Origin of the sequence: Rhizobium tropici CIAT 899, assembly GCF_000330885.1 — a bacterium.
Taxonomy (GTDB): Bacteria; Pseudomonadota; Alphaproteobacteria; order Rhizobiales; family Rhizobiaceae; genus Rhizobium; species Rhizobium tropici.
Window position 1 is genome coordinate 1,438,793 of record NC_020059.1, and the last position, 26,648, is coordinate 1,465,440.

The window sequence follows — 26,648 nt, forward strand, 5'->3', positions numbered from 1 at the left end:
GCAATGCCGAAAATGCCGCTGATTCATTCAGGCGTGCGGAAGGGTATGAAATGGCGGATGCAGGTGGCAGCGGCGTGGCAGCGCCGGTTGGCGAAATGCCGGAATTTGTGCACCTCAGGGTTCATTCCGCCTATTCTCTGCTAGAGGGCGCATTGCCGCTCAAGAAGATATTGGCCAAGGCTGCCGGGGACAGTCAGCCGGCTATTGCGATCACCGATACCAACAATCTGTTCGTCGCCCTGGAATTCTCGCAGAAGGCGATGGATGAGGGGCTGCAGCCGATCATTGGCTGTCAGGTATCGATCGATATGGAGGATGGCGGCGAAAGCGAGAAGCGCGGGCCGCAGCAAGCTTTGGCGAAGATGCCATCCATCGTGCTGCTTGCCGCGACCGAGCGGGGATATGAGCGCCTCGTCGATCTCGTCAGCCGCGCCTATCTCGGCGGCGAGGGCAACAACGCCGTTCACATCACAGCCTCATGGCTTGATGAGATCGGTACGGGAGGGTTGATCGCGCTCACCGGTTCGCTCACCGGCCCGGTCGATATGGCTTTGAAAGAAGAGCACGCCGCACAGGCGCTCTCCCGGTTGTTGAGGCTGAAGCAGCTGTTCGATGACAGGCTCTATGTCGAATTGCAGCGCCACGGCACCTATGATCGTCGTCACGAGCAGAAGATGATCAAGCTGGCTTACGAGCACGAGATCCCGCTCGTTGCCACCAACGAAGCCTTTTTCCCGACGCGGGACGATTACGATGCGCATGACGCCTTGATGGCAGTGGCCCACAATGCCATCGTCTCGGACGATACGCGATTTCGCCTCACGCCGGATCACTATCTGAAGAGCCGCGCAGACATGGCAAAGCTTTTCGCCAACTTGCCGGAAGCGCTTGAGAACACGGTCGAGATCGCTCGTCGCTGCTCCTTCGTGTTGAAGACCCGCTCGCCGATCCTGCCGCGCTTTACCGGGGCGACTGACGACCCTGAAGAGGCTGGACGCGCCGAGGCGGCCGAGCTGCGCGCTCAGGCGGTTGAGGGCCTCGAGCAGCGCATAACCTCGCTTGGCATGGCACCGGGTTACGAGGAGAAGGATTATCGCGATCGGCTGGAATTCGAACTGAGCGTCATCGAGCGCATGAAGTTTCCCGGCTACTTTCTGATCGTTGCCGACTTCATCAAATGGGCCAAGCGCCACGATATCCCCGTCGGCCCCGGCCGCGGTTCCGGTGCGGGTTCGCTGGTCGCCTACGCCCTGACCATCACCGACGTCGATCCGTTGCGCTTCTCGCTGCTGTTCGAGCGCTTCCTCAACCCGGAACGCGTCTCCATGCCGGACTTCGATATCGACTTCTGTCAGGACCGGCGTGAAGAGGTGATCCGTTACGTGCAAGCCAAATACGGCCGCGAGCAGGTGGCGCAGATCATCACCTTCGGTTCTCTGCAGGCACGCGCCGCCTTGCGCGATGTCGGCCGCGTTCTCGAAATGCCCTATGGCCAGGTCGACAAGATCTGCAAGCTGGTGCCGAACAATCCCGCCAATCCGACCCCGCTGAGCAAGGCGATCGAGGAAGAGCCGCGCCTGCAGGAGGAGGCGGACAAGGAGCCGGTTGTCGCCCGTCTTCTCGATATCGCCCAGAAGATCGAGGGCCTCTATCGCCACGCATCGACCCATGCTGCGGGTATCGTCATCGGCGACCGCCCGCTGTCGAAGCTCGTACCGATGTATCGCGACCCGCGCTCCGATATGCCGGTCACCCAGTTCAACATGAAATGGGTGGAACAGGCCGGCCTGGTGAAGTTCGACTTCCTCGGTCTTAAGACGCTGACTGTCCTCAAGACGGCGGTCGATTTCGTCGCCAAGCGCGGCATTTCGATCGATCTCGCCAGCATCCCGCTCGACGACAGGAAGACCTACGACATGCTCTCGCGCGGCGAGACGGTCGGCGTGTTCCAGGTGGAAAGTGCGGGCATGCGCAAGGCGCTGATCGGCATGCGCCCGGACTGCATCGAGGATATTATCGCGCTCGTGGCGCTTTATCGTCCGGGCCCAATGGAGAACATCCCGGTCTACAATGCCCGCAAGCATGGCGAGGAAGAGATCGAATCGATCCACCCGAAGATCGACTATCTCCTGAAGGAAACTCAGGGCGTTATCGTCTATCAGGAGCAGGTGATGCAGGTCGCCCAGGTGCTCTCGGGCTATTCGCTCGGCGAAGCCGATCTTCTGCGCCGCGCCATGGGCAAGAAGATCAAGGCGGAGATGGACCAGCAGCGCGAGCGCTTCGTCGACGGTGCCATCAAGAACGGCGTGTCGAAGGGGCAGGCCGATGTCATCTTCGATCTGCTCGCCAAGTTCGCCAATTACGGCTTCAACAAGTCGCACGCCGCCGCCTACGCCATCGTCTCCTACCAGACCGCCTATATGAAGGCGCATTATCCGGTGGAGTTTCTGGCCGCGTCGATGACGCTCGATATGTCCAATACCGAAAAGGTCAATGACTTCCGTCAGGATGCCAAGCGGCTGGGCATCGAGGTTATCGCGCCCTCCGTACAGACCTCGTTTCGCCATGTCGAGACGGGCGACAACCGCATCTATTATGCGCTGGCGGCCATCAAGGGCGTCGGTGAATCCGCCGTCGACCATATCGTCGAGGTGCGCGGCGATCAGCCTTTTGCCTGCATCGAGGATTTCTGCCTGCGCATCGATCCCAAGCAGATCAACCGCCGCGTTCTGGAGAGCCTGATCTGCGCCGGCGCTTTCGACTGCTTCGAGATCGATCGCGCGCAGCTGATCGGCGGCCTGGACCGCGTCATGGGCTATGCCCAGGTGGCACAGGAAAATAAGCGCAGCGGCCAGCACGACATGTTCGGAAGTGCCGCCTCCGGCCCGGAAAAGATCGTGTTCCCGCCCTATACGCCCTGGCTCGCCTCGGAGCGTCTGCTGCGCGAATTCCAGGTGCTCGGCTTCTATCTGACGGCCCATCCGCTCGATACTTACAAGAGCGTGCTCGACAAGATGCGGGTGCAGCCCTTTGCCGATTTTTCCGCGGCGGTGAAGCAGGGCGCCAGCAACGGGCGTCTCGCCGGCACTGTCATCTCGAAGCAGGAGCGCAAGACGCGCACCGGCAACAAGATGGGCATCTTCGTCTTCTCGGATGCTTCAGGACAGTTCGAAGCCGTGCTTTTCTCGGAGACGCTCAACCAATATCGCGATGTGCTCGAAGTCGGCAAATCCTTCGTCATTACCGCCCAGGCGGACGAGCGCCCCGAAGGTATCAGCTTGCGCCTGCAGACGGCGCAGTCGCTGGAGGAGAAGTCGTTGCAGATGCAGAAGGCGCTGCGCGTCTATGTCCGCGATTCCGGCCCGCTGAAAGCCGTTGCCGCGCATCTGAACACGAAAGGCGACGGCCTCGTTTCCTTCATCGTCATCAAGGAAGAGGGCTTGCGCGAGGTCGAGGTGGCCTTGCCGGAAAAATACCGCATCACGCCCGAGATCGCCGCCGCATTGCGCACGGCGCCGGGCGTGATCGACGTGGAGCTGGTCTGAAGCAATTCCAGGAAAAGCGTATAGCGGTTTTCCGTCCGGAATTGCGTAAAAACAAAAAGGCTCTAGCCCTTCTTACCCAGCGCGCCGTTGTTGGTAACGGTGATGAAATCGGTCTCGTTGCCGGTTTCCGGTCCGACGCCGGTATCGGAAATCGTCAGAGACGATCCCGCGGTCAGCAGATCCTCGATGCGGTGACGGATATCGTCAGGGATGGTGATGCGATTGAGCGCCTGTCCGGCTGCGTCGAACGATTGCGATTGCTCTTCGCTGGTGATGCCGTAGCGCTTCTTCGTCTGCTTGCTCAGATCTTCTTCGAGCGTCATGCCGAACCAATCGGCCTTGCCGCTGATCCGGTCGATCGCGTTGGCGGTGAAGAAATGCACGCCGAGCGCCTCCTGCGGCTCGGCAATGATGGCCGGTCCTTCAAGGAGCGGCTTGAAGTTCTGGCGGACCATGATCGCGCCGTTCGGCGGTTCGCCCTTGCCGGCCGCGGCATAGACTGCTTTCATCAGCGCGGGGCTGACGAGGCCGCCCGTCGTCTTGATGTCATGCGCCTTCTTGAAGTCCTCGATCGCCTGCACTGTCGCAGGCCCCAGCATGCCGTCGGGCGTTCCCGTGATGAAGCCCATCCCGTTTAAGATGCCCTGAAGGTCGCGCACGTTTTCGCGCAAGCCCCGCCGGGTGATGAGGATGCTGAGCGGTGCGGGATCGGCCGGTGGCGCCAGAGTCTCCCGCGCCTTCGGTATCTGGATCGAGGTCACGTCGTTCGTCGCGACCTGCAGTTGTTGTGCCTGCGGCAGGAAGCTTGCGGTCATCGGACGGAGTTCGATGCCGGAAAACAGCGCCGGCGGTGGAGCTGGCAGCGGTTGGAACAGCATCGCGTTTTCAAATGGCTGCGGCACCAGCGGCTGATCGGCGATGACGACATGCACGCCGCGCTCGGTCATTTGATAAAGCGTCTTGGCAAAGGCCTTCGGCATCCGCACGCAGCCATGCGATGCCGGATAATTCGGGACGGAATTGGATTCGTGCAGGGCGATCCCGGACCAGGTCAGCCTCTGCATGAAGGGCATGGGCGAGGCCGAATAGAGATTGGATTCGTGATACACCTTCTTCTCCAGAATGGAGAAGATGCCGCTGGGGGTCGTGTGGCCGCGCTTGCCGGTGGAAACCTTCGAAGTCGCGATTACCTTATCGCCGTCATATACCGCGAGCGACTGCCTGTCCTTCGACACTACGATCTGCAGGGTGCGGGTATCCGGCGCAGCAAAGACGGGATGGGAAAGGGCGGTGGCTGACACCAGCGCGAGGCCCAGCAACAAAAATGGCTTCATAGACACAACCAAAACGCAATACTCGTTGTACCCGAGGTTAGACTTGGAAGTTTAAGGAAGACTTGCCGAAAACTCATGCCCTTCCGTGTCCATGGAAACGTGAGTTGAATAGCCCCGAGATTTGTAGACGCCTTCTTTCCTAATTTTGAGGCAAGAAGAGCATCATGAGCAAATCGAATTTCAGCGAAGAGTTTAAGCGTGACGCGGTGCGCCAGATCACGGAGCGAGGCTATCCGGTTGCGGAGGTCTCGCAGCGCCTCGGCGTCAGCCAGCATTCGCTCTACGAATGGAAAAAGAAGTTTGCTGCGTCGAACACCAAGGGCAACGACGAGGCCGAGGAGATCCGGCGGCTGAAGAAGGAACTGGCTCGCGTCACCGAGGAGCGAGATATCCTAAAAAAAGCGGCCGCGTATTTCGCCAGGGATGCAAAGTGAAGTACGCGTTCATTGCTCTGCATTGCTTGCAGTTTTCGGTGCGGACGATGTGCCGCCTTCTGCGGGTTCATCCCAGTGGGTTTTATGCCTGGCTGAAGAACCCGCTGAGCAGGCGAGCCAGCGAGGACAAGCGACAGACCGACCTGCTCCTGAAGGCATGGGAAGAGAGCGGCAAGGTCTACGGTTATCGCAAGCTGCACGACGACCTTCTCGATCAGGGAGAGACATGTTGCCCGAACCGGGTTGCGCGTCTGACCCGCCTTGCCGGGATCAAGGCGCAGATTGGCTACAAACGCCGTCCCGGCATCCACGGCGGCAGGCCTTCGGTCGTCATCGACAACACGCTCGACCGGCAATTCGACGTGACGGCTCCAGACACTACCTGGGTGACGGACATCACCTACATCCGAACCTGCGAGGGCTTCGCCTATCTTGCCGTCGTCATCGATCTTTATTCGCGTCGTGTGATCGGTTGGGCAATGCAGAGCCGCCAAACCACCGATGTCGTTCTACAGGCTCTGCTTATGGCCGTGTGGCGACGCAAGCCGAAGGAAAAGGTGCTGATCCACTCGGACCAGGGCTCGCAGTTCACCAGCATGGACTGGGCCGCGTTCCTCAGGCATCACAATCTGGTTCATTCCATGAGCCGACGCGGCAACTGCCATGATAACGCGGTGGCCGAGAGCTTCTTCAATCTTCTCAAGCGAGAACGGATACGTCGCAGGGTCTACCGTTCACGCGATGAAGCTCGCCAGGACGTGTTCGACTACATCGAAATGTTCTACAACCCGAAACGCAAACACGTCAGGAACGGGATGCTGTCGCCCGTCGAGTTCGAAAAGCAGCAGAAAATCTAACCCGAGGGCGTCTAGGAAACTCGGGGCTATTCAAGTTCGCCGAACGCGAGCCAATGTGGCATCGCCGAAGCGGAGCGTTCAAACTCTGCTTCGGCGATGATTGAAATCTTGAACTGACAGGGAATCAGTGGACGCTGGAGGCCACCCAGTTGTGCCAGTCCTGCTCGCTGCCGTGGAAGGCGTTGAGGTCGATCTTGCCTTCGACGCCGTGGGATACACCGGAGCCGGAATATTGCCAGAACAGCCATTTACGGCCCGGATAGACCTTGGACGGATGTTGAGCCACGGCGCGCAGCCAGAAGGGATAGTTGAGCAGCTCGCCACTCAGATTGTCGCGATAGAAGTCCGGAGCCGTGTAGACGATCGGACGCTGGCCGTAATGCTTTTCCAGCTTGTCCATGAAGACCTGCATCTTGGCGAGAACCTGCTCGCGCGAGGGCCGCCGCTTGCAGCTCGACTCACCGTTCCATTCCACGTCGATGACCGGCGGCAGGGCGCCGGCTTCCCTCGGCACGTTGCGAATGAACCAGTCGGCCTGCTCTCCGGCAGTCCGGCACCAGTAGAAGAAATGATAGGCGCCATGTTTCAGGCCGGCCTGCTGGGCAGCCCGCCAGTTCTTCTTGAACATGGGATCGATGTGATCGCCGCCATCCGTTGCCTTGATGTAGACGAAGTTCGCACCCTGCGTGCGCAGCGTATCCCAGTCGATCTCGCCCTGCCAGCGAGAGACGTCGACGCCATGGACAGCGAGCTTCCGGGGCGAGGTTGATGTACCGAAGTTGATCGGCTTGGCATCGCGGAAGCGATGGCTGTAGATCTGCATCGGCTGCTGCCGCAGGGCGCGGGGCACCGGATTCGATGGCGAGAGCATGGCGAGCGGTCGTTGCAGCGGGACTGGCGCGTCATCGTCGCCGCTCTGGTCGGAGGGCATAAGGCTCTCAGGCCGGAGATTCGTCGGCATCGCGACTGCGAGCGCCTGCTGCCGCTCGACGCGCGAAACGGTTTCGCCGATTTCGACCGAAGGCACGACTCTACTGGTCTTTGTGATGGAACCGGTCAATTCTTTCGAAGGCGGGGCGGCTTGCGCGGCTTCGCGCTCACCTCGGGCGGCGCAGCCTGAAATCGTCAGGCAGGCGAGAAGAATGGTCGATACAGCCGATAGACGCATAGGAACCCGTACGCAAAACACTGGAGGCGACGAGTTCACGCCGCCGGAAAGTTACAGAATCCAAGTCCTAATGGAAATTTACCAAAAAAGTTTGAATCCGAGCTTTCTCGCGCTAAAGAATCGCGCACGTCGTTCAATTATTTGCGATGCAGCCAAAAATCACCATCTGATGACTTATGCTAAATAATTGTTATTTTTTGTTTTTGTCGCCGAACGTGTAGCCGGTTTCGACTGTCTTGTTGCCGAATTTTTCTCGGAGCTTGTCCATGGCCGCTTCCGCAGCGGCCCGCCGCATGGCCTGAACGTCGATAAGATCGGGCGGATCTGCGCGCCCGGCATCGCCAAGATCGGTAACCCCGATGCCAATGAGACGGAATTTCGTGCCGTCGGTTTCAGGTTCGAGCAGCCGCAGTCCGGTACGGAAAATCCGATCCGCGAGTTGGGTTGGGTCCTCCAGCCGACGATTGCGCGTGCGGATCTTGAAATCCGATGTTTTCAGCTTCAGGACGACGGTCTGACCGGCAATGCCGCTGCGCTTCAGACGTCGGGAAATCTTTTCCGAGAGATCGCGTAGGATCGGCACAAGATCTTCATGGCGCCAGATGTCTTCGAAGAAGGTGGTTTCTGAAGACACGCTCTTTGCCGCTTCATTGGGATGCACGGTTCGGTCGTCGATTCCGCGCGAGAGACGGAAAAGCCGCTGGCCGATGACGCCATAACGGCGCATGAGGTCACCTTCCTCCATGGCCTGCAACTGGCCGATGGTGCGAATGCCGTCGCTTTCGAGCGTAGCGGCAAAGGCCCTACCTACTCCCCAGATGGTGGTGACCGATCGTGGCTCCAGGAAGGAGAGCGCCTCTTCCTTGCCAATGACGGAGAAGCCTCGCGGCTTCTGTAGATCGGAGGCAACCTTGGCGAGGAATTTGCAGTAGGAAAGGCCGACGGAGATGGTGATGCCGACTTCCTGCTCCACGCGCTTGACGAACTTGGCGAGGATGCGCGCCGGCGGATCGTGATGCAGCCGCTGCGTGCCTTCTAGCTCGAGAAAGGCCTCGTCGATCGAAAGCGGCTGTACCAGCGGTGTCAGGTCCTGCATCATCGCACGGACCTCGCGGCCGACGCGCACGTATTTCTCCATGTTCGGCCGGATGACGACGGCCTGCGGGCAGGCTTCCAGCGCCTTGAACATCGGCATGGCGGAGCGCACCCCATGGATGCGGGCGATATAGCAGGCGGTGGAGACGACGCCGCGCTTGCCGCCACCGATGATAACGGGCTTGTCGGCCAACTCCGGATTGTCGCGTTTCTCGATGGAGGCATAAAAGGCATCGCAATCGATATGCGCCAGCGTCAGTGCGTAGAGTTCCCGGTGGTAAACGAGGCGAGGGCTTCCGCAGCTCCGGCAGCGCGTGCGCGTGGCCGATTGCTCGCTCAAGCAATCGCGACAGAAGCCGGAGATCTTGTCGGGCGCATGGGTCATCGAGTGAGAACAAAAATTGAACATCGCCACTTTATGATCTAAGCTCGCGAGTCTCAAGCTGGAAAGCCGCCGGGGAGGCGCGAGTGCAGAACTTAATCGTGCAGCGATTGACGCCGGACCGTTGGGACGATTTCGAGACACTGTTTGGACCAAGCGGTGCCTGCTATGGCTGTTGGTGCATCCATTTCCGTGTCCCGACATCGCAGCGCAAGACGATGGACGCAACAGCAAAGAAGCAGTTGATCCGAGAGCGAATCTCGGTGGGGCCACCGCCCGGTCTTCTAGGCTACATTGATGGGCAACCGATCGCCTGGGTGCAGGTTGGTCCGCGTGCAGAGCTGCCGCAATGGAACTCGCCGAAAACGGTGTCTCGTCCGCTCGATCCAGCCGATGCGGAAGATAGCACTGTTTGGGCGGTAAGTTGCTTCTTCATAAATTCCAAGGATCGCGGGAAGGGGTATAGCCATCGCATGCTGTCGGAGGCCGTGAATTTCGCGCGTACTTCCGGCGCGCGGCTGCTGGAGGGCTGCCCGATCGAGCGCACGAAGCAGTCGAAATCGGTCGGTCTCTATGTCGGCTCGCAGCGCATATTCGAGGCCGCCGGATTTTCTGAAGTTGCGAAGCGGAAGGACGGCAGGCCTCTGATGCGTCTTGCTCTTTGAGGGTAGGTTGGATGACGTCAGCGTGCGATATGAGCCTGGATCAGCGGTGCTGCCTGGCCCCATTCATTGGCTTCCGGAATACCGGCGGCGACAGCGGGCGCCATGTGGTGAACGATGGAGGCCGGTTTCAGATTGATAAGGAGGCATCCCGGAACATATTCGCTGACCGAATGCAGGTTATGGGCCATGTCGTCGATGAAGGCGACGGGCATCTCGCGCTGTCGATGCAGCGAGCGTACGATCGGCCCCTTCGGCTGCAGCGACGCGAGCAACGGATAGTCAAGCTCAAGCCTGTCGAGGAGCCGCCGCCTCTGCTCCCAGAACTGCGGCGGCATGGCTGTCAGGAAAACGATATCGGCATCTTTCGAAAACGTGGCGAGCGTGTCCACCACGCGATCGAAAGGCGTCTGCCATTGTTCCTGCGCCTCGAAGAAGGCTTCGATCAACCGGCGGACATCCTTTTCTTCCAGCACGGAGCCATTGGCCTTGGAAACGATGTTGCCCGTCAGCCGGAAGGAACGCGGCAGGAATTCATGGCCTTCGGCGTCGATGAAGGCCAGGAAAGGCGCAAAGAAATGCAGAACAACGTCATCGACATCGCAGACGATCAATGGCCGTTCCTGCAGCCGGATATGCGATACGTCGAATTCGAGCGGCGCATCCATGATCAGTATTCTCCAGAGGCAAGGCCGGGCGGCGAAAAATGCGCCGACGCGGCGGCGACGGCCTCCGGTGGAATGCCGCTGGCCTCGCAGAAGGCCAATAGTGTCGGTTCGTGGTTCATGAGGAAATCGAGCATGCCAGCAAGAAAGGCGGGCTCGTTGATGGCGTTGCGCACCTGCGCCGGCTCCACGCCGGTGAGCGCCAGGAAGCGGCCAAACATATCGGGTTCATTGGCGAGCCAGCCGAGTACGGCAATAGCAGTCTCTTGCGGGGCGGCCGCGCTCTTCTTCGGGTTCTTGAAGTTACTTTGCATTTTGAGGGGTGAGTTACCTATTTTTCAACCAAATGCCGGTAATTTGCGATTCAACTATTTCTGGAATCGGTTCCTCGCGACCCTATATTTCGAGAGAATGGATGCAATACCGGATGCAGGGGCAGCGTTCCATGGCTAAGCAGGTAATGATTGTAGAAGACAATGAGCTGAATATGAAGCTCTTTCGCGATCTGATCGAAGCCTCCGGCTACACAACGATCCAGACCCGCAATGGCATGGAAGCGCTCGATCTCGCGCGCAAGCACCGTCCAGATCTGATTCTCATGGATATTCAGCTGCCGGAGGTCTCCGGTCTGGAGGTCACCAAGTGGCTGAAGGAAGACGACGACCTGCATATGATCCCCGTAATCGCAGTCACGGCCTTCGCCATGAAGGGCGATGAGGAGCGCATTCGCCAGGGTGGCTGCGAGGCCTATGTCTCGAAGCCGATTTCAGTGCCGAAATTCATTGAGACCATTAAAACCTATCTGGGCGACGCCTGATGATGGGGAGCAGCTGATGACCGCACGCATCCTGGTAGTCGACGATATTCCGGCCAACGTAAAGCTTCTGGAAGCGCGGCTGCTTGCCGAATATTTCGAAGTGCTGACGGCTGAGGACGGCTTGAAGGCGCTCGCCATTTGCGCGAGCACGCAGGTCGATCTGATCCTTCTCGATATTATGATGCCCGGCATGGACGGCTTCGAAGTGTGTGAGCGCCTGAAATCCGATCCCCGAACTGCGCATATCCCGGTCGTCATGGTGACGGCGCTCGATCAGCCTGCCGACCGCGTGCGCGGTCTGAAGGCCGGTGCCGACGATTTCCTGACGAAGCCGGTCAATGACCTCCAGCTGATTTCGCGCGTCAAGAGTCTGCTTCGCCTGAAGACATTGAGTGACGAACTGCATATGCGCAACGAGACCGCGCGCAACTTCGGCATCGGCGATCTGATGCGCTCCGGAGAAGGTCGTTCCGAGGAGGCCGGCCAGGTGCTGCTGGTCGACGGCCGCGCCAATTCGCAGGAGCGGATTATCCGAACGCTGAAGCCGATTGCCCAGGTCATTGCGATGTCCGATCCGCAGGCGGCTTTATTCGAAGCGGCCGAACGGCCGTTCGAGCTGGTCATCGTCAATTCCAATTTCGACGATTACGATCCGCTGAGGCTTTGCTCGCAGCTACGCTCGCTGGAGCGCACGCGCTTCCTGCCAGTGCTGCTGGTGACGGAGCAGGGGGCCGATGACATGATCGTCCGCGCGCTGGATCTCGGCGTCAATGATTATATCGTCAGGCCGATCGAGCCGAACGAGCTCGTGGCCCGCTGCCTCACGCAGATCCGCCGCAAACGCTATAACGACCGTTTGCGCGCCAGTGTACAGCAGACGATCGAGCTTGCCGTCACCGACGCACTCACCGGCCTGCACAACAGACGCTACCTCGACAATCACTTAAAGGTGCTTTTTGATCGATCCCTTGCACGGGGCAGGCCGCTTTCGATTCTGATCACCGACATAGACCGCTTCAAGACCGTAAACGACACCCATGGTCACGATGCCGGCGACGAAGTTCTCAAGGAGTTTGCAGCACGAATCCGCTCAACGGTGCGCGGCGCCGATCTTGCCTGTCGTTACGGGGGTGAGGAATTCGTTGTGGTCATGCCGGACACGCCTGCCGATATCGCCGCAGCTGTCGCAGAACGGCTACGCGCTGCGGTAGAAAATATGCCTGTGAAATTACGCGAAAACGGTGTTGCGCTTAACATCACCGCATCCTTCGGAATTTCGTGCCGTTTGGAGACGATCGATACGCCGGAGCAGTTGATGAAACAGGCCGATCTCGCGCTTTACGAAGCCAAAAGGGCAGGCCGCAACAGGGTCGTAGCTTCAGCCGCATAGGGGTAAACGGCCGAAAATGGCAATTACCCATCAATACTGAGGTAGCTTCCAGGTTTTTGAACCGCGATTCAATTCTTTCCGTTCTTTATCTCGCCTGCACAGCCACTTGAGTTCTGGTTCAAAGAAAATAAGAATACTTATACTTTCGATTTTGGAATAAGTTCTCGCTTTCTGTCCAGGGCCGAGATATTCGTATTATATTACTATATGTTTTTATCTTGTTCGTGGCTTGGTGATCAGGGGGGGCTGGAAGGCGGGGGCTTGATTGAAACTAAATTGAATATTCAATTTTACTTTAGTATCTATAGTGTATCTTTTCTGCCGAGAGAGGAGATCTCTCTTTATTCTTGATAATTTCTTGACTATTTTTTGTTAATGCTATCGGGCATTCTTTTCCATCAAAGTCATGAATTTTAACCATCCGGGCAGACAGGTATTTTTATCATTAAGAATTTGTTGATTTCCTTTTGATTTCGCGCGAATTTAGTCCCGTATACAGACAACCCGTTTGGGTATCCGAGATACCCCATGATGCTCAGGTCCGCCGCATCTCCTGGGTCGTGGGGTCGGTCGGTTGGCAGGCAGAAGATAACGGTTCCTCGTGCCGTTTTGCAGGCCAGCCGGCCCCCATTCAAAACGCCGCTCTTCATTTCTGAAGGGCGGCGTTTTTCTTTTGCCGTGCTGGCAAGGCATTGTTCGGCTGAGGCGTTTTCAACCGCTGTTGCAAAATCGGGCGGCGATCGAGATGAGGCTTATAAAACAAAAAAGGCGCCAACCCGAAGGTCGCGCCTTTTTGTAACCTGAAGTTTAGGAAACTTACTTGATCTTCGTTTCCTTGAACTCGACATGCTTCTTAGCAACCGGGTCGTACTTCGTCTTCGTCATTTTGTCCGTCATCGTACGGCTGTTCTTCGTCGTGACGTAGAAGAAGCCGGTGTCGGCCGTCGACAGCAGCTTGATCTTGATGGTGGTAGCCTTGGCCATGGTCGTCCTGCCTTTAATAAAAATGAACGCCGTGGACGGCCAGTGCGGAGGTCCACGGCGAATTCTGGCGCGAAAATACAAATCGCGCCCGAAAAGTCAACCTCTGTTGCCCATGAAAAGCAGGCGTATCCCCGAAAGCAGGACATAAAGACCGAAGAAAAACGCCACGGCCCAGGCAAAGCCGCTGGGATTGGCGAGATCCATGGCCGTGCCGACCGTCGGCGGCCCGAGGACCATGCCTACAGCGTAACAGAAAACGAAGGCCGCATTGGCGGCGACGAGATCGACGCCCGTCAATCGCGTGCCGAGGTGACTGAGGCCGACCGTATACATGCCGGAAACGCAGCCACCCCAGAAGAGCAGGATGATGGCAAGAATGATCCAGTTCGATGACAGCGACGGTAGTAGGAGGGCTCCGACAAACCCGATCGTGGCCATGATCGACAGCAGCGGCCGCTTGTCCCGCATGCGGTCGGCAAGCAGCCCAAGCGGGATCTGGAACACGAAGTTGCCCACACCCATGACGGTTAGCAGCAGTGCCGCCTGTGATTCGTTGAAACCGAGGCGGGTCGCATAGCTGGTGAAGAGCGATCCGCCGCCGACGGTAACCGCGCCAAACACGAAGACCGCAGCCGTCGCCGTCGGCACGAGGAAGATGTAGCGCACGAAATGCAGCTCCGGCTTCTCGTCGACGATCGGGCTCTCGTTTCGCGCAATGAAGATCGGGATGGCAGCGGCCAGGATGATGCAGGCGCCGATGAGGAAGGGCATCAGGCCTTCGCTGCCGACGACGGAAAAGACGAGGGGGCCGGCCGCAAATCCCAGAGAGAAGACGGTGGAATAGAGACCGAGCACGAATCCGCGTTTGGAAGGCGGCGAAGCGGCGTTGATCCAGAATTCCGACAGGATGAAGAGCGTTGTCGTCGCCCCATGGAAGACGATGCGCAGCGGAAACCATAGAAGCAGATTTTCTGCATAGTAGAAGCCGAGCGAGCTCAGAGCCGATAGGAAAACCGCCCAGATCATTGTCTGCACGACGCCGAACCGATGCGCGAGCTTGGTCGTGACGACTGCTGCCAGCATCGAGGCGACGCCCATCATGGCCGTGTTGAGGCCGATGAGGCTCGAGGGAACGCCGCGCTTTTCGAGAATGATGCTCAGAAGCGGCAGTCCCAGCCCGATGGCGATGCCAACGGCGGATACGGAGGTAATGGCTGCGACGAGCGAAGGCCAGTGAATTTCTTCGACGTGGCCGGCCTTGTCGTTCGTCGGTTCAAGCATAAAAGAATCCCTGGGGCATGAGGCGGGCGAATCGATCGGAATGTGGAGCACAGGAAGCCACGGCTCGGCCAAATTCAGGTGACGGGTCGGCTTTCATGTGATCGATCACACCCTCCGGAGTAGTCCCTATGACGCGCGGCATGTTCAGACAAGAAATGCTGCTCATGTCAAGCGGTTGCCGGCAAAGCAGTTCGCCAGAAGCACGATTAAGCGACAAAACCTCTGCAGTTTCCGATATAGAAGCGCAATGCGCGGAAGCAATCTCTGCCAACGATAGAGACCGGCGGCATGAACCGGATAGCATGGTCACGACCGGCCGTTTCCTTGATCCCATTCCTCTGGGGTGTCGTCATGGCCACCGAAGCCATGCATGCGCAGCGCCCATTGCAGGCCGATGACGCCACCCTTGATCGGCTGGATGATGGCAAGTGCCGCGATAATGGTGATGGGTGCCCAGATGGCAAGATGCGCCCAGAGCGGCAGCTTGAAGGTCATATCCGTCAGCATATAGCCGCCGACGATCAGGTGGCCGAGAACGAGGATTACCAGATAGGGCGGCAGGTCGTCGGCTCGCTGATGAGAGATATTTTCATCACAGACCGCGCATCGGTCGACTGGTTTCAGAAAGGCGCGAAAGAGCTTGCCGGTGCCGCAGCGCGGGCAGCGGTTCAGCATGCCGCGTAGAATCGAGCGTCCGAGCGGACGTTCGCTTTCGTCTGAGCCACCGAAGCGGATGGGGGAGTCGGATGGGCTGCCCGTCATGAATGCGCTTCCTCCGTGCCGGCAGCCGTTCTTTACCTGCGGCCGCGCGGTGGTCTCGTGCCCGGCGCCTTGCGCGCCTGGCTCTTGTTGCGGCGGGTGGCCTTATGGAAGGAACGCACCGCCGTCGGCATAGGCTTGCCGTCGCTCAGCATTTCGAAGCGCAGCGCTCCGGCAAGCGGCACGGCTTCCGCCAGCCTCACCGTTACATCGTCGCCGAGACGAAATCCTAGTCCCGTTCTTTCGCCTGTCAGCGCCTGATGGGCCTCGTCGTAGATGAAGTAATCGGTGCCGAGCGTAGATATAGGGATGAAACCGTCGGCGCCATAGTCCGGCAGGGTGACAAAAAGTCCTGACTTGGTGACGCCGCCGACGCGCGCTTCGAACTCTGCGCCGACACGGCCGGCGAGGTGATGGGCGATAAGCCGATCCACCGTCTCGCGCTCCGCGGCCATGGCGCGGCGCTCGAAGGTCGAGATCTCGGCTGCGATATCGTCGAGCGAGGCTTCTTCGTCCGGCGTGATCGCACCTTCGCCGAGGCCGAGCGAGCCGACCAGCGCGCGATGCACGATCAAGTCGGCATAGCGGCGGATGGGCGAGGTGAAGTGGGCGTATTTCATCAGATTGAGGCCGAAATGCCCGATATTGTCTGGGCTATAGATCGCCTGGCTCTGTGAGCGCAGTACCATCTCGTTGACCATGGTCTGATGCGCCGTACCCTCGGCTTTCGCCAGAATGCCGTTGAAGCTGTTGGCGCGCACATTGCCGCCCTTGGCAAGCGAAATGCCGAGGGTGGCCAGAAATTCGCGCAGGATTTCCTGCTTGGCGAGCGTCGGGCCATCGTGGATACGGTAGATCAGCACCTGCTTGCGCTTTTCCAACGTCTCCGCCGCAGCGACGTTCGCCTGGATCATCATTTCTTCGATGAGCTTGTGCGCATCGAGGCGCGGCGGCACGAAGACGCGATCGACGGTGCCATCCGGCTTCAGCAGGATCTTGCGCTCGGGCATGTCGAGTTCGAGCGGCTGGCGCCGGTCGCGGCCCTTTTTCAAAATCTCATAGGCGTGCCAGAGCGGCTTGAGGATCGGCTCCAGCATCGGTCCGGTCTTGTCGTCGGGCTGGCCGTCGATCGCAGCCTGCGCCTGCTGGTAGGAAAGCTTGGCAGCGCTCTTCATCATAACACGATGGAAGGTATGCCCAGCCTTGCGGCCTTCCTTGGAGAAGATCATTCGAACCGCGAGGGCAGGGCGGTCGACGCCTTCCTTGAGCGAGCAGAGATCGTTGGAGATGCGCTCGGGCAGCATCGGCGCGACGCGATCGGGGAAATAGACCGAATTGCCGCGCTTCAGCGCCTCGCGGTCGAGCGGCGAGTTCGGGCGCACATACCAGGAGACGTCGGCGATGGCGACGGTGACGATCACGCCGTCCGGATTGTCGGGCGAGGGGTCCATTTCGGCGTAGACGGCGTCGTCATGATCCTTGGCGTCGGCCGGGTCGATGGTGATCAGCGGCAGGCTCCGCCAATCCTCGCGATGGGACATGGTGGCGGGCTTGGCTGCGTCGGCCTCCGCAATCACGGCCGCGGGGAAGACATGCGGAATTCCATGTGCGTGAATGGCGATCATCGAGATCGCTTTTTCCGAGGCGACAGAACCGACAACAGATAGAACCTTGGCGCGCGCCAGACCGAAGCGGCCGAGACGCGCCACTTCCACTTCGACCAGATCGCCATCCTTGGCGCCGCCGGTATAATCGGGGTCGATGACCATTTCCTCGCCGCGCCGTTCGATCGGCATCAGCCGCCCGCCGCCGCCCGGCGTTTCGCGGAAGACGCCCATGGAGGCGCCCTGCCGCTTGTCGATGACCTTGATGATGCGAGCCGTATAGGCTGGGCCGCCGCGATCGACGGCTGAGAAGATCTTCGCAAGTATGCGGTCGCCCATGCCGGCGACCGGCGTCTTGCCCTTGCCGTTGCGGCCGGCAGGCGAGGAGGACTGCTTGATCATCACGGCAGGTGCTACGCCGTTTTCGTCGGCCCATTCGGCGGGGCGGCCGATCAGCATGCCATCCTTGTCACGGGTGGTGATATCCAGCACGGCGATCGGCGGCAGCGCGCCGGGGCGGATGAGCGATTTGCGGCTCTTCTGCACCATGCCTTCTTCTTCAAGCTCGCGCAGCAGTTCCTTCAGCGCGACGCGACTTTCACCCTTCAGGCCGAAGGCCTTGGCGAGCTCGCGCTTGGAAGCCTGTTGCGGATGATCGGCGATGAAGCGCAGGATGACTTCGCGCGGCGGCAGCTCGCCGTGGATAATTGCCATCATCGGCTCAACGTCACCGCCTGCCTTGCCGGCGCGGCCGGGCTTACCGGAACGCCGTTCCGACGATGGGTTCCTGCCGCGCGGTTCTCTGCTCACTCTGCACTCTTCTTTTTCGCTGCCGTCTTGGCCGCTGGCTTCTTTGCAGCAGCCTTCGGCTTGGCAGTCGTTTTCGTGGCTTTTGCGCCGGCTGCCGCGGCCTTTGCCTTGGCGGGCGCCTTCTTGGTGGTGCCGCCGCTCTTGCCGGCCTTCGCTGCGATCAGAGCCACGGCTTCCTCGACGGTGATGGCCTGCGGATCCGTGCCCTTCGGCAGGGTTGCGTTGACCTTGCCCCAATTGACGTAGGGGCCATACTTGCCGTCGCGAACGGTGATCGAGCCGCCGCCATCCGGATGCGCGCCGAGATCCTTCAACGCTGCGGGCGTCCCGCCGCGCGCTCCACCGCCTGCCTTGCTCTGCTTTTCGGCAAGAACGGTGACGGCGCGGTTCAGACCAACGGTGAAGACATCCTCGACGCTTTCAAGGTTGGCATAGCTGCCGTCGTGCAACAGGAACGGTCCATAGCGGCCGATGCCGGAAGAAATCATCTTGCCGGTTTCGGGGTGCTTGCCGATGTCGCGTGGCAGCGAGATCAGCGCCATCGCCTTTTCATAATCGATATCCTCCGGCTTCCAGCCGCGCGGCAGCGATGCACGCTTGGCATCCTTGCCGTCGCCGCGCTGGATATAGGGACCGAAGCGGCCCGAACGCAGCGTCAGCTCTTCACCGGTCACCGGATCGGTGCCGAGCGCTTTCGGCTCATTCAATCCGTTGGATTCGGCCTCCGCGCCGCCTTCCGACGAAAGCTGGCGGGTATAATTGCACTCCGGATAGTTCGAGCAGCCGACGAAGGCACCGTATTTGCCGAGTTTCAGCGAGAGATTGCCCGTGCCGCACACCTGGCAGATGCGCGGATCGCTGCCGTCTTCGCGCTTCGGGAAGACAAGCGGTGCCAGCGCATCGTTCAGAGCATCGAGAACATTGGTGACGCGCAGTTCCTTCGTGTCTTCGATCTGGGCGAAGAAATCACGCCAGAAGTCGCGCAGCACGTCCTTCCAGTTCAGCTCGCCGGCCGAAATGCGGTCGAGCTTCTCTTCCAGATCGGCTGTGAAATCATACTCCACATACTTGGTGAAGAAGCTTTCGAGGAAGGCTGTAACCAGCCGTCCCTTGGCCTGTGGCACCAGCTTGCGCTTGTCGATGGTCACGTAATCGCGGTCGCGCAGCGTTGCGAGCGTCGCCGCATAGGTGGAGGGGCGGCCAATGCCGAGCTCTTCCATCTTCTTGATCAGCGACGCCTCAGAATAGCGCGGCGGCGGTTCGGTGAAATGCTGGGTCGAATTGATCTTCTGCTTGGCGAGATTTTCCCGCGCGTTGATCTCGGGCAGACGACCGCCTTCTTCGCTGTCGTCGCTCTGCTCGCCGTCTTCCTTCTGGTCAGTATAGGCAGCGATGAAGCCGTCGAAACGGATGACGGAGCCTACGGCGCGCAGGCCCGCCTTGTTGCCCGCGTTATCGGCCAGGATCTCGACCGTCGTACGCTCGATTTCTGCCGATGCCATCTGGCTGGCGATACCGCGCTTCCAAATCAGATCGTAAAGCCTGAGCTGGTCGTCATCGAGGAACTTGCGGATGCGGTCCGGCACGCGGTCAAAATCGGTCGGGCGGATCGCTTCGTGTGCTTCCTGGGCATTCTTTGCCTTGGTGGAATAGAAGCGTGCCTTTTCCGGCAGGTAGCGGTCGCCGAACTGGTTGGCGATGGCGTGGCGTGCCGCATCGATCGCTTCCGGCGCCATCTGCACGCCGTCCGTACGCATATAGGTGATGAGACCGACGGTTTCGCCGCCGATATCGACGCCTTCATAGAGCTTCTGCGCCACCTGCATGGTGCGCGAGGCCGAGAAGCCGAGCTTCGAGGAAGCGGCCTGCTGCAGCGTCGAGGTGGTGAAGGGTGGGCTCGGATTGCGCTTGACCGGCTTCGCCTCGACGGTGTCGACGACATAGGAAGCGCCTTCGAGCAGCGCCTTTAGCTTGCCGGCCTCTTCGCCATTGCCGATCGCGCGCGGCTGGAGGCGCTTGCCATCAGCGGATACGAGGCGGGCTTCGAATTCGTCGCCGCGCGGCGTCTTCAGGATTGCCGAGAGATTCCAGTATTCTTCCGAGATGAAGCGCTCGATCTCGGACTCGCGGTCGCAGACGAGGCGAAGGGCCACGGATTGCACGCGCCCGGCCGAGCGCGCGCCCGGCAGCTTGCGCCACAGAACCGGCGACAGGTTGAAGCCGACGAGATAGTCAAGCGCGCGGCGGGCGAGATAGGCGTCCACCAGCGGCACGTCGATGTCGCGTGGCTCGGCCATTGCGTCGAGCACGGCCTTTTTCGTGATGGCGTTGAAGACGACGCGCTTCACCGGCTTGCCGTTGATGACGCGCTTCTTGTTCAGCACGTCGAGCACATGCCAGGAAATGGCTTCACCCTCACGATCCGGGTCGGTCGCGAGAATCAGGCCGTCGGAGGTTTTGAGCGCGTCGGCGATGTCCTTGATGCGCTTTTGCGAGGCACCATCGACTTCCCACAGCATTTCGAAATCCTGGTCCGGTAGCACCGAACCGTCTTTGGCTGGCAGGTCACGCACATGGCCGAAGGATGCAAGAACCTTATATCCGGGTCCCAGATATTTATTGATTGTCTTGGCCTTGGCAGGCGATTCCACCACTACAACGTTCATCATCAAGTCTCTGAATATGAGGTCGCGCCGGTATAAGACGCGGGAGATACCGGGTTTTTCCGTCTTCCCGGCCTTCCGACATGGACAGGGAAATCGTCGCGGTCAAGAGGCTACTGCATAATTCCTTAAATCGGAATCGATTGAAGCATAAAATTATGCGGCACCTTTAACGTGTTGCAGCGACTTTTGCGCGCCATATGCGACGCGCGGCGCTGTAATGCGATTTTGCGCTTGGCGCGGCGATGCTTAGAATCGGTACGCGTGTCACAGTTTTCAATCCAGCATGGAGATCGACACCAGCCCGCCGGGATGCCGATGTAGCCGGCCGGCCATGTCCAGTTCGAGAAGAACGGAGTGAACGGCCGATATCGACAAGCCGGTGTGACGGACGATATCGTCGATCTCGACCGGCGTCGGCCCTAGCGCCTCGACGATATGGTCGCGCTCGGCATCATCGGGCGGCGTGGAGAGCGGCTTGCTTCTTTCGAGGGGTGCCGTTGCGGGGCGCGGGCGAAAGAGATCCGGCTCGGCGAGCGGCCGCAGCGCATCGACGACATCGTCCGGTGTCGTGACGATCATCGCGCCATCTTTCAGCAGGCCGTTCGTTCCTTCGCAGCGCGGATCGAGCGGTGAGCCGGGAACGGCAAAGACGAGCCGGCCGAATTCGCCGGCAAGTCGCGCTGTTATCAGCGAACCGGATCGCATTGCCGCCTCGACGACCACGACACCGAGCGAGATGCCGGCGATAAGTCGATTGCGGCGCGGAAAGTCGCGCGCTCGCGGCTCCCAGCCGAAGGGCATCTCGCTGACGGCAAGCCCGTTGCCACTCCAGATGTCATTGAGCAGGCCGATATTCTCGGGTGGATAGGGCTGGTCGAGGCCACCAGCCATGGCAGCGATCGTACCGGTGGCGAGGCTGGCGCGGTGAGCCGCCGTGTCGATGCCGCGTGCCAGGCCGGAAACCACCGCATAACCGGCCTCGCCACAGGTGCGCGCAATCATGGCGGTGAATTTGGCGCCGCTGATCGAGGCATTTCGCGAGCCGACCATGCCGATGGCCGGCCTCGTCGCTACGGACATGTTGCCTTTGACGGCAAGCAGCGGCGGCGCGCCATCGATCTCGCGAAGGGCAGGCGGATAATCCGGCTCGCCGATGCCGACGAAACGTGCGCCGAAGCGATGTGCCGATTCCAGCTCCCGCAGGGCATCCCGCTCATCGGCAATGCGGATCGCGCGCGTCGAGCCGCCGCGCTGCGAAAGCTCCGGCAACGCGGCCAGAGCGGCTTCGGCCGAACCATAGTGATTGATGAGGTCGCGAAAGGTGGACGGTCCGACATTGTCGGAGCGGATGAGCCTGAGCCAGGCGATCCTTTGTTTTTCGGTCAGCGCAACTCCGGTCCGTCTTGCGCTGCCTGCGTCCATTATCCCTTTGCTCCGATCTTGCCTTCCGTTCCCGCGGTCAGCCGGGCAATATTGGCCCTATGCTTGTACCAGGAGATGACGGTCATCAGCGCCATGACGGCGGCGATCTTATCGGCCCCCAATATCCACAATACAACCGGGATGACAAGAGTTGCAACCAGTGCGGAAAGCGAGGAATAGCGGGTGGTAAAGGCGATCGCCAGCCAGACGATGGCGAAGATCAGGGCCATCAGCGGTGCAAGCCCGAGCAGGATGCCGAGATAGGTGGCGACACCCTTGCCGCCCTTGAAGCCGATCCAGACCGGGAAGATGTGGCCGATGAAGGCGGCAAAGCCGGCAAGAACGCCGGCATCCTCGCCAAAGAAATGCGCGCTGATCAGCACGGCGGCCGTACCCTTGAAGGCGTCGAGCAGCAGGGTTGCGGCTGCAAGCCCCTTGTTGCCGGTGCGCAGCACGTTGGTCGCGCCGATATTGCCCGAACCGATGTTGCGCACGTCGCCGAGCCCGGCCATGCGGGTCAGCAGGAGGCCGAAGGGAATGGAGCCGAGCAGATAGCCGATGACAAGCGCTGCCAGCGCGGTCTGCAGGGTAAGCTGCCAAGTCCAGAAATCAGCCATCGCGTCTTATTCTCCGTAAACCCTGGCGCTTGCCTTAGAGACTGTGAACCACCTTGCCGGCGACATAGGTTGCAACCGCCCGGCCGCTCATTCTCGCATCTTCGAAGGGCGTATTCTTCGAGCGCGACAAAAGCATGTCTTTTGCGACAAGCCAAGGCTCGTCGAGATCGACGAGAGCGATATCCGCTTTGGCGCCGGGCTTCAGTGTGCCGGCGGGCAGCCCGAAGATCTGGGCCGGCCGCGTCGAGAGCGCATCGATGAGCCGCATCAGGCTGACTTGGCCGCTATGATAGAGCCGGAGCGCCGCCGGAAGCAGCGTTTCCAGCCCGACCGCACCGTCCTCTGCCTCGCCGAACGGCAGGCGTTTCGTATCCACATCTTGCGGATCATGCGAGGAGACGATGATGTCGATCGTGCCGTCGGCCAAAGCCTCGATCATGCCTGTGCGGTCATCCTCTGAGCGCAGCGGCGGGTAGAGCTTGAAGAAGGTCCGGTACTCGCCGATGTCGTTCTCGTTGAGTGCCAGATTGTTGATGGAGATGCCGCAGGTGACCTTGGCGCCACGCGAGCGGGCGAGGCGGATTGCCTCCGCCGATTCCGGCACTGAGATCATAGCAGCGTGATAATGGCTGCGTGTCAGCGTCGCGACGCGGAGGTCGCGCTCGAGCGGGATCAGTTCAGCTTCCTTCGGAATGCCGGAGAGGCCAAGCCAGCTTGCGAGCAGTCCTTCATGCATCACGCCGTTTGCGCCGAGATATTTATCGCGCGTCTCGCAGGAAATGACAGCGCCGAATTCGCGCGCATAGGTCATCACCCGGCGCAGGACCTGGCTATCGTGAAGGCTGGAATGCGCGTCGGTAAACACGACGGCTCCGGCTTCGCGCAGCAGGCCGATTTCCGTCATCTCCTCGCCGGCAAGTCCCTTGGTGAGAGCCGCTGCCGGATAGACGTTGACGACGGCCGTGTCGCGGGCCGTCTTGCGGACGAATTCGACCAGCGCGATATCGTCGATGACGGGGTCCGTGTCCGGCATCATGATGAAGGAAGTGACGCCGCCGGCCGCAGCCGCACGGCTCGCAGAGGAGATCGTTTCGCGATGTTCGCCGCCGGGCTCGCCGACATGAACGCGCGCATCGACCAGGCCGGGAATGGCGACGAGCCCATTGCAGTCGCGAACGGACGCGCCCTTGGGCACGGCGTGGCTCTTCGCATCCTTGCCGGAGGCTACGATCACACCGTCTTCGACGACGATCGTGCCGATCTCATCGAGATCGCGGGAGGGATCGATGATGCGGACGTTCTGAAGGACGATCGAGTTGCTCATGCGCCTGCTCCCTCGGTGCGAGGTCCCTGGTTCTGTGAAACGAGCAGGGTTTCCATCACGGCCATGCGCACGGCGACGCCCATCTCCACCTGTTCGGCGATGACGCTTTGCGGGCCGTCGGCCACCTCTGAGGCGATTTCCACCCCGCGGTTCATCGGCCCCGGGTGCATGACCAGCGCATCCTCCTTGGCGACCTTCAGGGTCTCGGCGTCGAGCCCGTAGAAGTGATAATATTCGCGCACCGAGGGCACGAAGGCGCCGGACATGCGCTCGCGCTGCAGCCGCAGCATCATCACGACATCGGCGTCCTTCAGCCCTTCCTTCATAGAGTGGAAGACTTCGACGCCCATATCGGCGATGCCGGCCGGCAGGAGAGTGGCGGGTGCGACGACGCGGACGCGTGCACCCATGGCGTTGAGAAGCAGGATATTGGAGCGGGCAACGCGCGAATGCAGCACGTCGCCGCAGATCGCGACGATGATGCGCGAGAGCTTGCCCTTGGCGCGGCGGATCGTCAGTGCGTCGAGCAAGGCCTGGGTCGGATGCTCGTGCTGGCCGTCGCCGGCGTTGACGACGGAGCAGGAGACCTTCTGCGCCAGAAGTGCTGCGGCACCCGCGCTCGAATGGCGGATAACAAGCACATCGGGCCGCATCGCATTCAGCGTCATCGCCGTGTCGATCAGCGTCTCGCCCTTTTTGACCGAGGAGTTGCCGACCGACATGTTCATCACATCGGCGCCCAACCGTTTTCCGGCCAGCTCGAACGAGGATTGCGTGCGCGTCGATGCTTCGAAGAAGAGATTGATCTGCGTCAACCCGCGAAGCGTCGACGTCTTTTTCTCGCGCTGGCGGCTGATCTTGACCGCCTCGTCGGCCTTGTCGAGAAGATAGGTGATATCCTGCTCGGTGAGGCCCTTGATGCCAATGAGGTGGCGGTGGGGAAAGAAGACCATGAACCTGCCTCCGGATTTCGTCAGGCGGTCTATAAAGAGGGAGCGCCGATGGGGCAAGCGGGGGTATGTGCCGAGGCCGTTTGTTCCCCATGCAATTTTGCCCGAATCCCGCTACAGGAGCGATGCCGGTGGGAGACGTAACTTCCAGTTTCCCTTTGCAACCCACTTGTTCTACAAGCGATTCATGACCCAAGCGACCCGGACTGACGATCCCTTTGCCGACCTGAACCAGCCGAGCCTCTGGACCGGCATCAATGCCTATCGTTCCGATCCGCTGATCGTCGATCTCACCTCCGGCCTGCCGCGTTCGATACGGGAAGAGCTGGAGCAGCATGGTCGTTTCGTCACCTCGCACGAGGCCCAGGAACTGGCGCGCATGGCAAACCAAGGCACGCCGCAGCTGCGCACCCATGGCCCGCGCGGCGAGCGTCTCGATGTCGTCGAGTTTCACCCCGCCTGGCACGCGCTGATGCGCCGCTCCATGGCGATGGGCCTGCATTCCTCGATCTGGGACGCGCAGGCTGACCCTGAAGCGAAGGGTCATTCGCACAAAGTGCGCGCCGCCCGTTTCTATCTGACGGCGCAGCTCGAATGCGGCCACCTCTGCCCCCTCACGATGACCAGCGCCTCGGTTGCCGCCATGATGGCCTCGCCGGCGGTGCAGAAGGATTGGGCACCGAAGATTCTCTCGCGCAAGTACGATTCGTCCAACAAGCCCGCCATGCAGAAGAGCGCCGTCACCATCGGCATGGGCATGACGGAAAAGCAGGGCGGCACGGATGTGCGTGCCAACCGGACGAGTGCCGATAAGGTCAGCGAAGGCATCTACAGGCTTTCGGGCCACAAGTGGTTCATGTCGGCGCCGATGAGTGACGCCTTCATCATGCTTGCGCAAACCAAGGACGGCATGGGCTGCTTCCTGGTGCCGCGTCTTTTGGAAGATGGTTCGGCCAATGGCCTGCACTTTCAGCGGCTGAAGGATAAGCTCGGCAACCGCTCGAACGCTTCCTCCGAAGTCGAGTTCACCGATACCTTCGGCTTTCTGCTCGGCGCGCCCGATGGCGGCATCCGCACGATCCTCGACATGGTGACGCTGACGCGGCTCGACTGCGCTCTGGCATCCGCCGGCATCATGCGCGCCTCGCTCGCCGAAGCCGTGCATCACGCTCGCGGTCGCAGCGTCTTCGGCAAGATGCTGGTCAACCAGCCGATCATGACGCGCGTACTTGCCGACATGGCGCTCGACGTCGCCGCCGCGACCGCGCTCGCCTTCCGCCTGGCCGAGGCCTTCGACAAGGCCAGCGGCAGCACGGAAGATGCGGCCTATGCCCGCGTCATGACGCCGGTCGCCAAATATTGGTGCTGCAAGATCGCGCCCGCGCTGATCTATGAGGCCATGGAGTGCATCGGCGGCAGCGGCTACATCGAAGAGCGCCCGATTGCCCGCCATTACCGCGAAGCCCCCGTCAATGCGATCTGGGAAGGCTCCGGCAACGTCATGGCGCTTGATGTGCTGCGCGTGTTGAACCGGGGCAAGGACCTGTTCGAGACCGTCTTTGCCGGTCTCGCCCGCGATCTCGGCCCTGCCGGCAAAAAGACCATCGACGTGCTGCGTGCCGCCATGGCGCTTTGCGAGCAGGATGAGGGCGCCGCCCGTCTGCTGGTCGAGCAGATGGCGCTCGCGGCCGGTGCCGCCGAGCTTTATCGCCTCGGGGCCGGCAAGATCGCCGATGCCTTCATCGAAACCCGGCTTGCGGGTGGCTGGCGCGCGACCTACGGCATGCTCGATTCGCGCTTCGACGCCAGCTACATCGTCGATCTATTGTATCCGCCTGCGACTTAGCACTGCGCCAGCGGTTCTGCCGCGACATCCTTGATT

At 60.4% G+C, this 26,648-nt stretch carries 20 protein-coding genes; 6 read left to right on the forward strand and 14 right to left on the reverse strand.

Going from position 1 to position 26,648, the window contains the following annotated elements; translation table 11 throughout:
* The first annotated feature begins 50 nt into the window (after positions 1-50).
* The gene (gene dnaE, locus RTCIAT899_RS06965) at positions 51-3,545 is read left to right on the forward strand and encodes a DNA polymerase III subunit alpha (protein ID WP_015339529.1); all 3,495 of its coding nucleotides are present in this window, start codon (positions 51-53) and stop codon (positions 3,543-3,545) included.
* Positions 3,546-3,607: 62 nt separating this feature from the next.
* Here the strand turns inward: dnaE and RTCIAT899_RS06970 are convergent, their stop codons facing one another.
* Positions 3,608-4,879 carry a L,D-transpeptidase family protein gene (locus RTCIAT899_RS06970; protein ID WP_041677356.1) on the reverse strand — a complete coding sequence of 424 codons (1,272 nt, stop codon included), beginning with the start codon at positions 4,877-4,879 and terminating at the stop codon, positions 3,608-3,610.
* 164 nt (positions 4,880-5,043) lie between these two features.
* Here RTCIAT899_RS06970 and RTCIAT899_RS06980 point away from each other — a divergent pair.
* A protein-coding gene (locus tag RTCIAT899_RS06980; RefSeq protein WP_085999171.1) for an IS3 family transposase occupies positions 5,044-6,170 on the forward strand; the annotation gives its coding sequence in 2 pieces (ribosomal slippage) (positions 5,044-5,272 and positions 5,272-6,170; 1,128 coding nt in all).
* Between the two features lie 124 nt (positions 6,171-6,294).
* Here RTCIAT899_RS06980 and RTCIAT899_RS06985 read toward each other — a convergent pair.
* Entirely contained in the window at positions 6,295-7,338 is a 1,044-nt protein-coding gene (locus RTCIAT899_RS06985; protein ID WP_015339533.1) for a glycoside hydrolase family 25 protein, read from the reverse strand.
* 190 nt (positions 7,339-7,528) lie between these two features.
* Positions 7,529-8,818 carry a DNA polymerase IV gene (locus RTCIAT899_RS06990; protein WP_015339534.1) on the reverse strand — a complete coding sequence of 430 codons (1,290 nt, stop codon included), beginning with the start codon at positions 8,816-8,818 and terminating at the stop codon, positions 7,529-7,531.
* Between the two features lie 83 nt (positions 8,819-8,901).
* Here RTCIAT899_RS06990 and RTCIAT899_RS06995 point away from each other — a divergent pair, with 83 nt between their 5' ends.
* The gene (locus RTCIAT899_RS06995) at positions 8,902-9,480 is read left to right on the forward strand and encodes a GNAT family N-acetyltransferase (RefSeq protein ID WP_015339535.1); all 579 of its coding nucleotides are present in this window, start codon (positions 8,902-8,904) and stop codon (positions 9,478-9,480) included.
* Between the two features lie 17 nt (positions 9,481-9,497).
* On the opposite strand, the gene RTCIAT899_RS07000 is transcribed toward RTCIAT899_RS06995, so the two are convergent.
* On the reverse strand, positions 9,498-10,145 hold the full coding sequence (locus RTCIAT899_RS07000; protein ID WP_015339536.1) for a hypothetical protein: 648 nt from the start codon (positions 10,143-10,145) through the stop codon (positions 9,498-9,500).
* A gap of 2 nt (positions 10,146-10,147) precedes the next feature.
* Complete coding sequence (locus RTCIAT899_RS07005) at positions 10,148-10,456, reverse strand: DUF3572 domain-containing protein (RefSeq protein ID WP_015339537.1); 309 nt, start codon at positions 10,454-10,456, stop codon at positions 10,148-10,150.
* A gap of 131 nt (positions 10,457-10,587) precedes the next feature.
* Between RTCIAT899_RS07005 and RTCIAT899_RS07010 the strand changes: the two genes are divergently transcribed.
* Together RTCIAT899_RS07010 and RTCIAT899_RS07015 are read left to right on the forward strand one after the other, a co-directional pair.
* Complete coding sequence (locus RTCIAT899_RS07010) at positions 10,588-10,959, forward strand: response regulator (RefSeq protein ID WP_041677854.1); 372 nt, start codon at positions 10,588-10,590, stop codon at positions 10,957-10,959.
* 16 nt (positions 10,960-10,975) lie between these two features.
* A complete protein-coding gene (locus RTCIAT899_RS07015) occupies positions 10,976-12,349 on the forward strand; it encodes a PleD family two-component system response regulator (protein ID WP_015339539.1) in 1,374 nt (457 codons plus the stop codon).
* A gap of 816 nt (positions 12,350-13,165) precedes the next feature.
* On the opposite strand, the gene rpmG is transcribed toward RTCIAT899_RS07015, so the two are convergent.
* The 9 genes from rpmG to RTCIAT899_RS07060 form a co-directional block, all read right to left on the reverse strand.
* Positions 13,166-13,333: a 50S ribosomal protein L33 gene (rpmG, locus tag RTCIAT899_RS07020; RefSeq protein ID WP_003547442.1), complete on the reverse strand. Its 168-nt coding sequence runs from the start codon at positions 13,331-13,333 to the stop codon at positions 13,166-13,168.
* 96 nt (positions 13,334-13,429) lie between these two features.
* Positions 13,430-14,614, reverse strand: coding sequence for an MFS transporter (locus tag RTCIAT899_RS07025; protein WP_015339542.1), 1,185 nt, complete (start codon positions 14,612-14,614; stop codon positions 13,430-13,432).
* Between the two features lie 306 nt (positions 14,615-14,920).
* On the reverse strand, positions 14,921-15,376 hold the full coding sequence (locus tag RTCIAT899_RS07030) for a DUF983 domain-containing protein (RefSeq protein WP_015339543.1): 456 nt from the start codon (positions 15,374-15,376) through the stop codon (positions 14,921-14,923).
* Positions 15,377-15,408: 32 nt separating this feature from the next.
* A complete protein-coding gene (rnr, locus tag RTCIAT899_RS07035; protein ID WP_041677357.1) occupies positions 15,409-17,787 on the reverse strand; it encodes a ribonuclease R in 2,379 nt (792 codons plus the stop codon).
* Positions 17,784-20,453: a type I DNA topoisomerase gene (gene topA / locus RTCIAT899_RS07040; RefSeq protein WP_041677855.1), complete on the reverse strand. Its 2,670-nt coding sequence runs from the start codon at positions 20,451-20,453 to the stop codon at positions 17,784-17,786. Before topA ends, rnr begins: the two co-directional genes overlap by 4 nt.
* A 273-nt stretch (positions 20,454-20,726) precedes the next feature.
* Positions 20,727-21,875 (reverse strand): DNA-processing protein DprA, encoded by a 1,149-nt coding sequence (gene dprA, locus RTCIAT899_RS07045; RefSeq protein WP_015339546.1) that lies wholly within the window; start codon positions 21,873-21,875, stop codon positions 20,727-20,729.
* Positions 21,875-22,492 (reverse strand): glycerol-3-phosphate 1-O-acyltransferase PlsY, encoded by a 618-nt coding sequence (gene plsY / locus RTCIAT899_RS07050; RefSeq protein ID WP_015339547.1) that lies wholly within the window; start codon positions 22,490-22,492, stop codon positions 21,875-21,877. Before plsY ends, dprA begins: the two co-directional genes overlap by 1 nt.
* A gap of 34 nt (positions 22,493-22,526) precedes the next feature.
* Positions 22,527-23,816 (reverse strand): dihydroorotase, encoded by a 1,290-nt coding sequence (locus tag RTCIAT899_RS07055; protein WP_015339548.1) that lies wholly within the window; start codon positions 23,814-23,816, stop codon positions 22,527-22,529.
* Positions 23,813-24,769 carry an aspartate carbamoyltransferase catalytic subunit gene (locus tag RTCIAT899_RS07060; protein WP_015339549.1) on the reverse strand — a complete coding sequence of 319 codons (957 nt, stop codon included), beginning with the start codon at positions 24,767-24,769 and terminating at the stop codon, positions 23,813-23,815. Before RTCIAT899_RS07060 ends, RTCIAT899_RS07055 begins: the two co-directional genes overlap by 4 nt.
* Positions 24,770-24,953: 184 nt before the next feature.
* Here RTCIAT899_RS07060 and RTCIAT899_RS07065 point away from each other — a divergent pair, with 184 nt between their 5' ends.
* Positions 24,954-26,612 (forward strand): acyl-CoA dehydrogenase family protein, encoded by a 1,659-nt coding sequence (locus tag RTCIAT899_RS07065; RefSeq protein WP_041677856.1) that lies wholly within the window; start codon positions 24,954-24,956, stop codon positions 26,610-26,612.
* The last annotated feature ends 36 nt before the right edge of the window (positions 26,613-26,648 follow it).

What these genes read in the sequence shown, in the direction of transcription:
- RTCIAT899_RS07060 (WP_015339549.1), bottom strand. Translation starts at nt 24,769, where the DNA reads ATGGTCTTCTTTCCCCACCGCCACCTCATTGGCATCAAGGGCCTCACC.
- RTCIAT899_RS07010 (WP_041677854.1), top strand. Translation starts at nt 10,588, where the DNA reads ATGGCTAAGCAGGTAATGATTGTAGAAGACAATGAGCTGAATATGAAG.
- plsY (WP_015339547.1), bottom strand. Translation starts at nt 22,492, where the DNA reads ATGGCTGATTTCTGGACTTGGCAGCTTACCCTGCAGACCGCGCTGGCA.
- RTCIAT899_RS06970 (WP_041677356.1), bottom strand. Translation starts at nt 4,879, where the DNA reads ATGAAGCCATTTTTGTTGCTGGGCCTCGCGCTGGTGTCAGCCACCGCC.
- RTCIAT899_RS06985 (WP_015339533.1), bottom strand. Translation starts at nt 7,338, where the DNA reads ATGCGTCTATCGGCTGTATCGACCATTCTTCTCGCCTGCCTGACGATT.
- rpmG (WP_003547442.1), bottom strand. Translation starts at nt 13,333, where the DNA reads ATGGCCAAGGCTACCACCATCAAGATCAAGCTGCTGTCGACGGCCGAC.
- dnaE (WP_015339529.1), top strand. Translation starts at nt 51, where the DNA reads ATGGCGGATGCAGGTGGCAGCGGCGTGGCAGCGCCGGTTGGCGAAATG.
- RTCIAT899_RS07000 (WP_015339536.1), bottom strand. Translation starts at nt 10,145, where the DNA reads ATGGATGCGCCGCTCGAATTCGACGTATCGCATATCCGGCTGCAGGAA.
- dprA (WP_015339546.1), bottom strand. Translation starts at nt 21,875, where the DNA reads ATGGACGCAGGCAGCGCAAGACGGACCGGAGTTGCGCTGACCGAAAAA.
- RTCIAT899_RS07005 (WP_015339537.1), bottom strand. Translation starts at nt 10,456, where the DNA reads ATGCAAAGTAACTTCAAGAACCCGAAGAAGAGCGCGGCCGCCCCGCAA.
- RTCIAT899_RS07025 (WP_015339542.1), bottom strand. Translation starts at nt 14,614, where the DNA reads ATGCTTGAACCGACGAACGACAAGGCCGGCCACGTCGAAGAAATTCAC.
- RTCIAT899_RS07030 (WP_015339543.1), bottom strand. Translation starts at nt 15,376, where the DNA reads ATGACGGGCAGCCCATCCGACTCCCCCATCCGCTTCGGTGGCTCAGAC.
- topA (WP_041677855.1), bottom strand. Translation starts at nt 20,453, where the DNA reads ATGAACGTTGTAGTGGTGGAATCGCCTGCCAAGGCCAAGACAATCAAT.
- RTCIAT899_RS07055 (WP_015339548.1), bottom strand. Translation starts at nt 23,816, where the DNA reads ATGAGCAACTCGATCGTCCTTCAGAACGTCCGCATCATCGATCCCTCC.
- RTCIAT899_RS07065 (WP_041677856.1), top strand. Translation starts at nt 24,954, where the DNA reads ATGACCCAAGCGACCCGGACTGACGATCCCTTTGCCGACCTGAACCAG.
- RTCIAT899_RS07015 (WP_015339539.1), top strand. Translation starts at nt 10,976, where the DNA reads ATGACCGCACGCATCCTGGTAGTCGACGATATTCCGGCCAACGTAAAG.
- RTCIAT899_RS06990 (WP_015339534.1), bottom strand. Translation starts at nt 8,818, where the DNA reads ATGACCCATGCGCCCGACAAGATCTCCGGCTTCTGTCGCGATTGCTTG.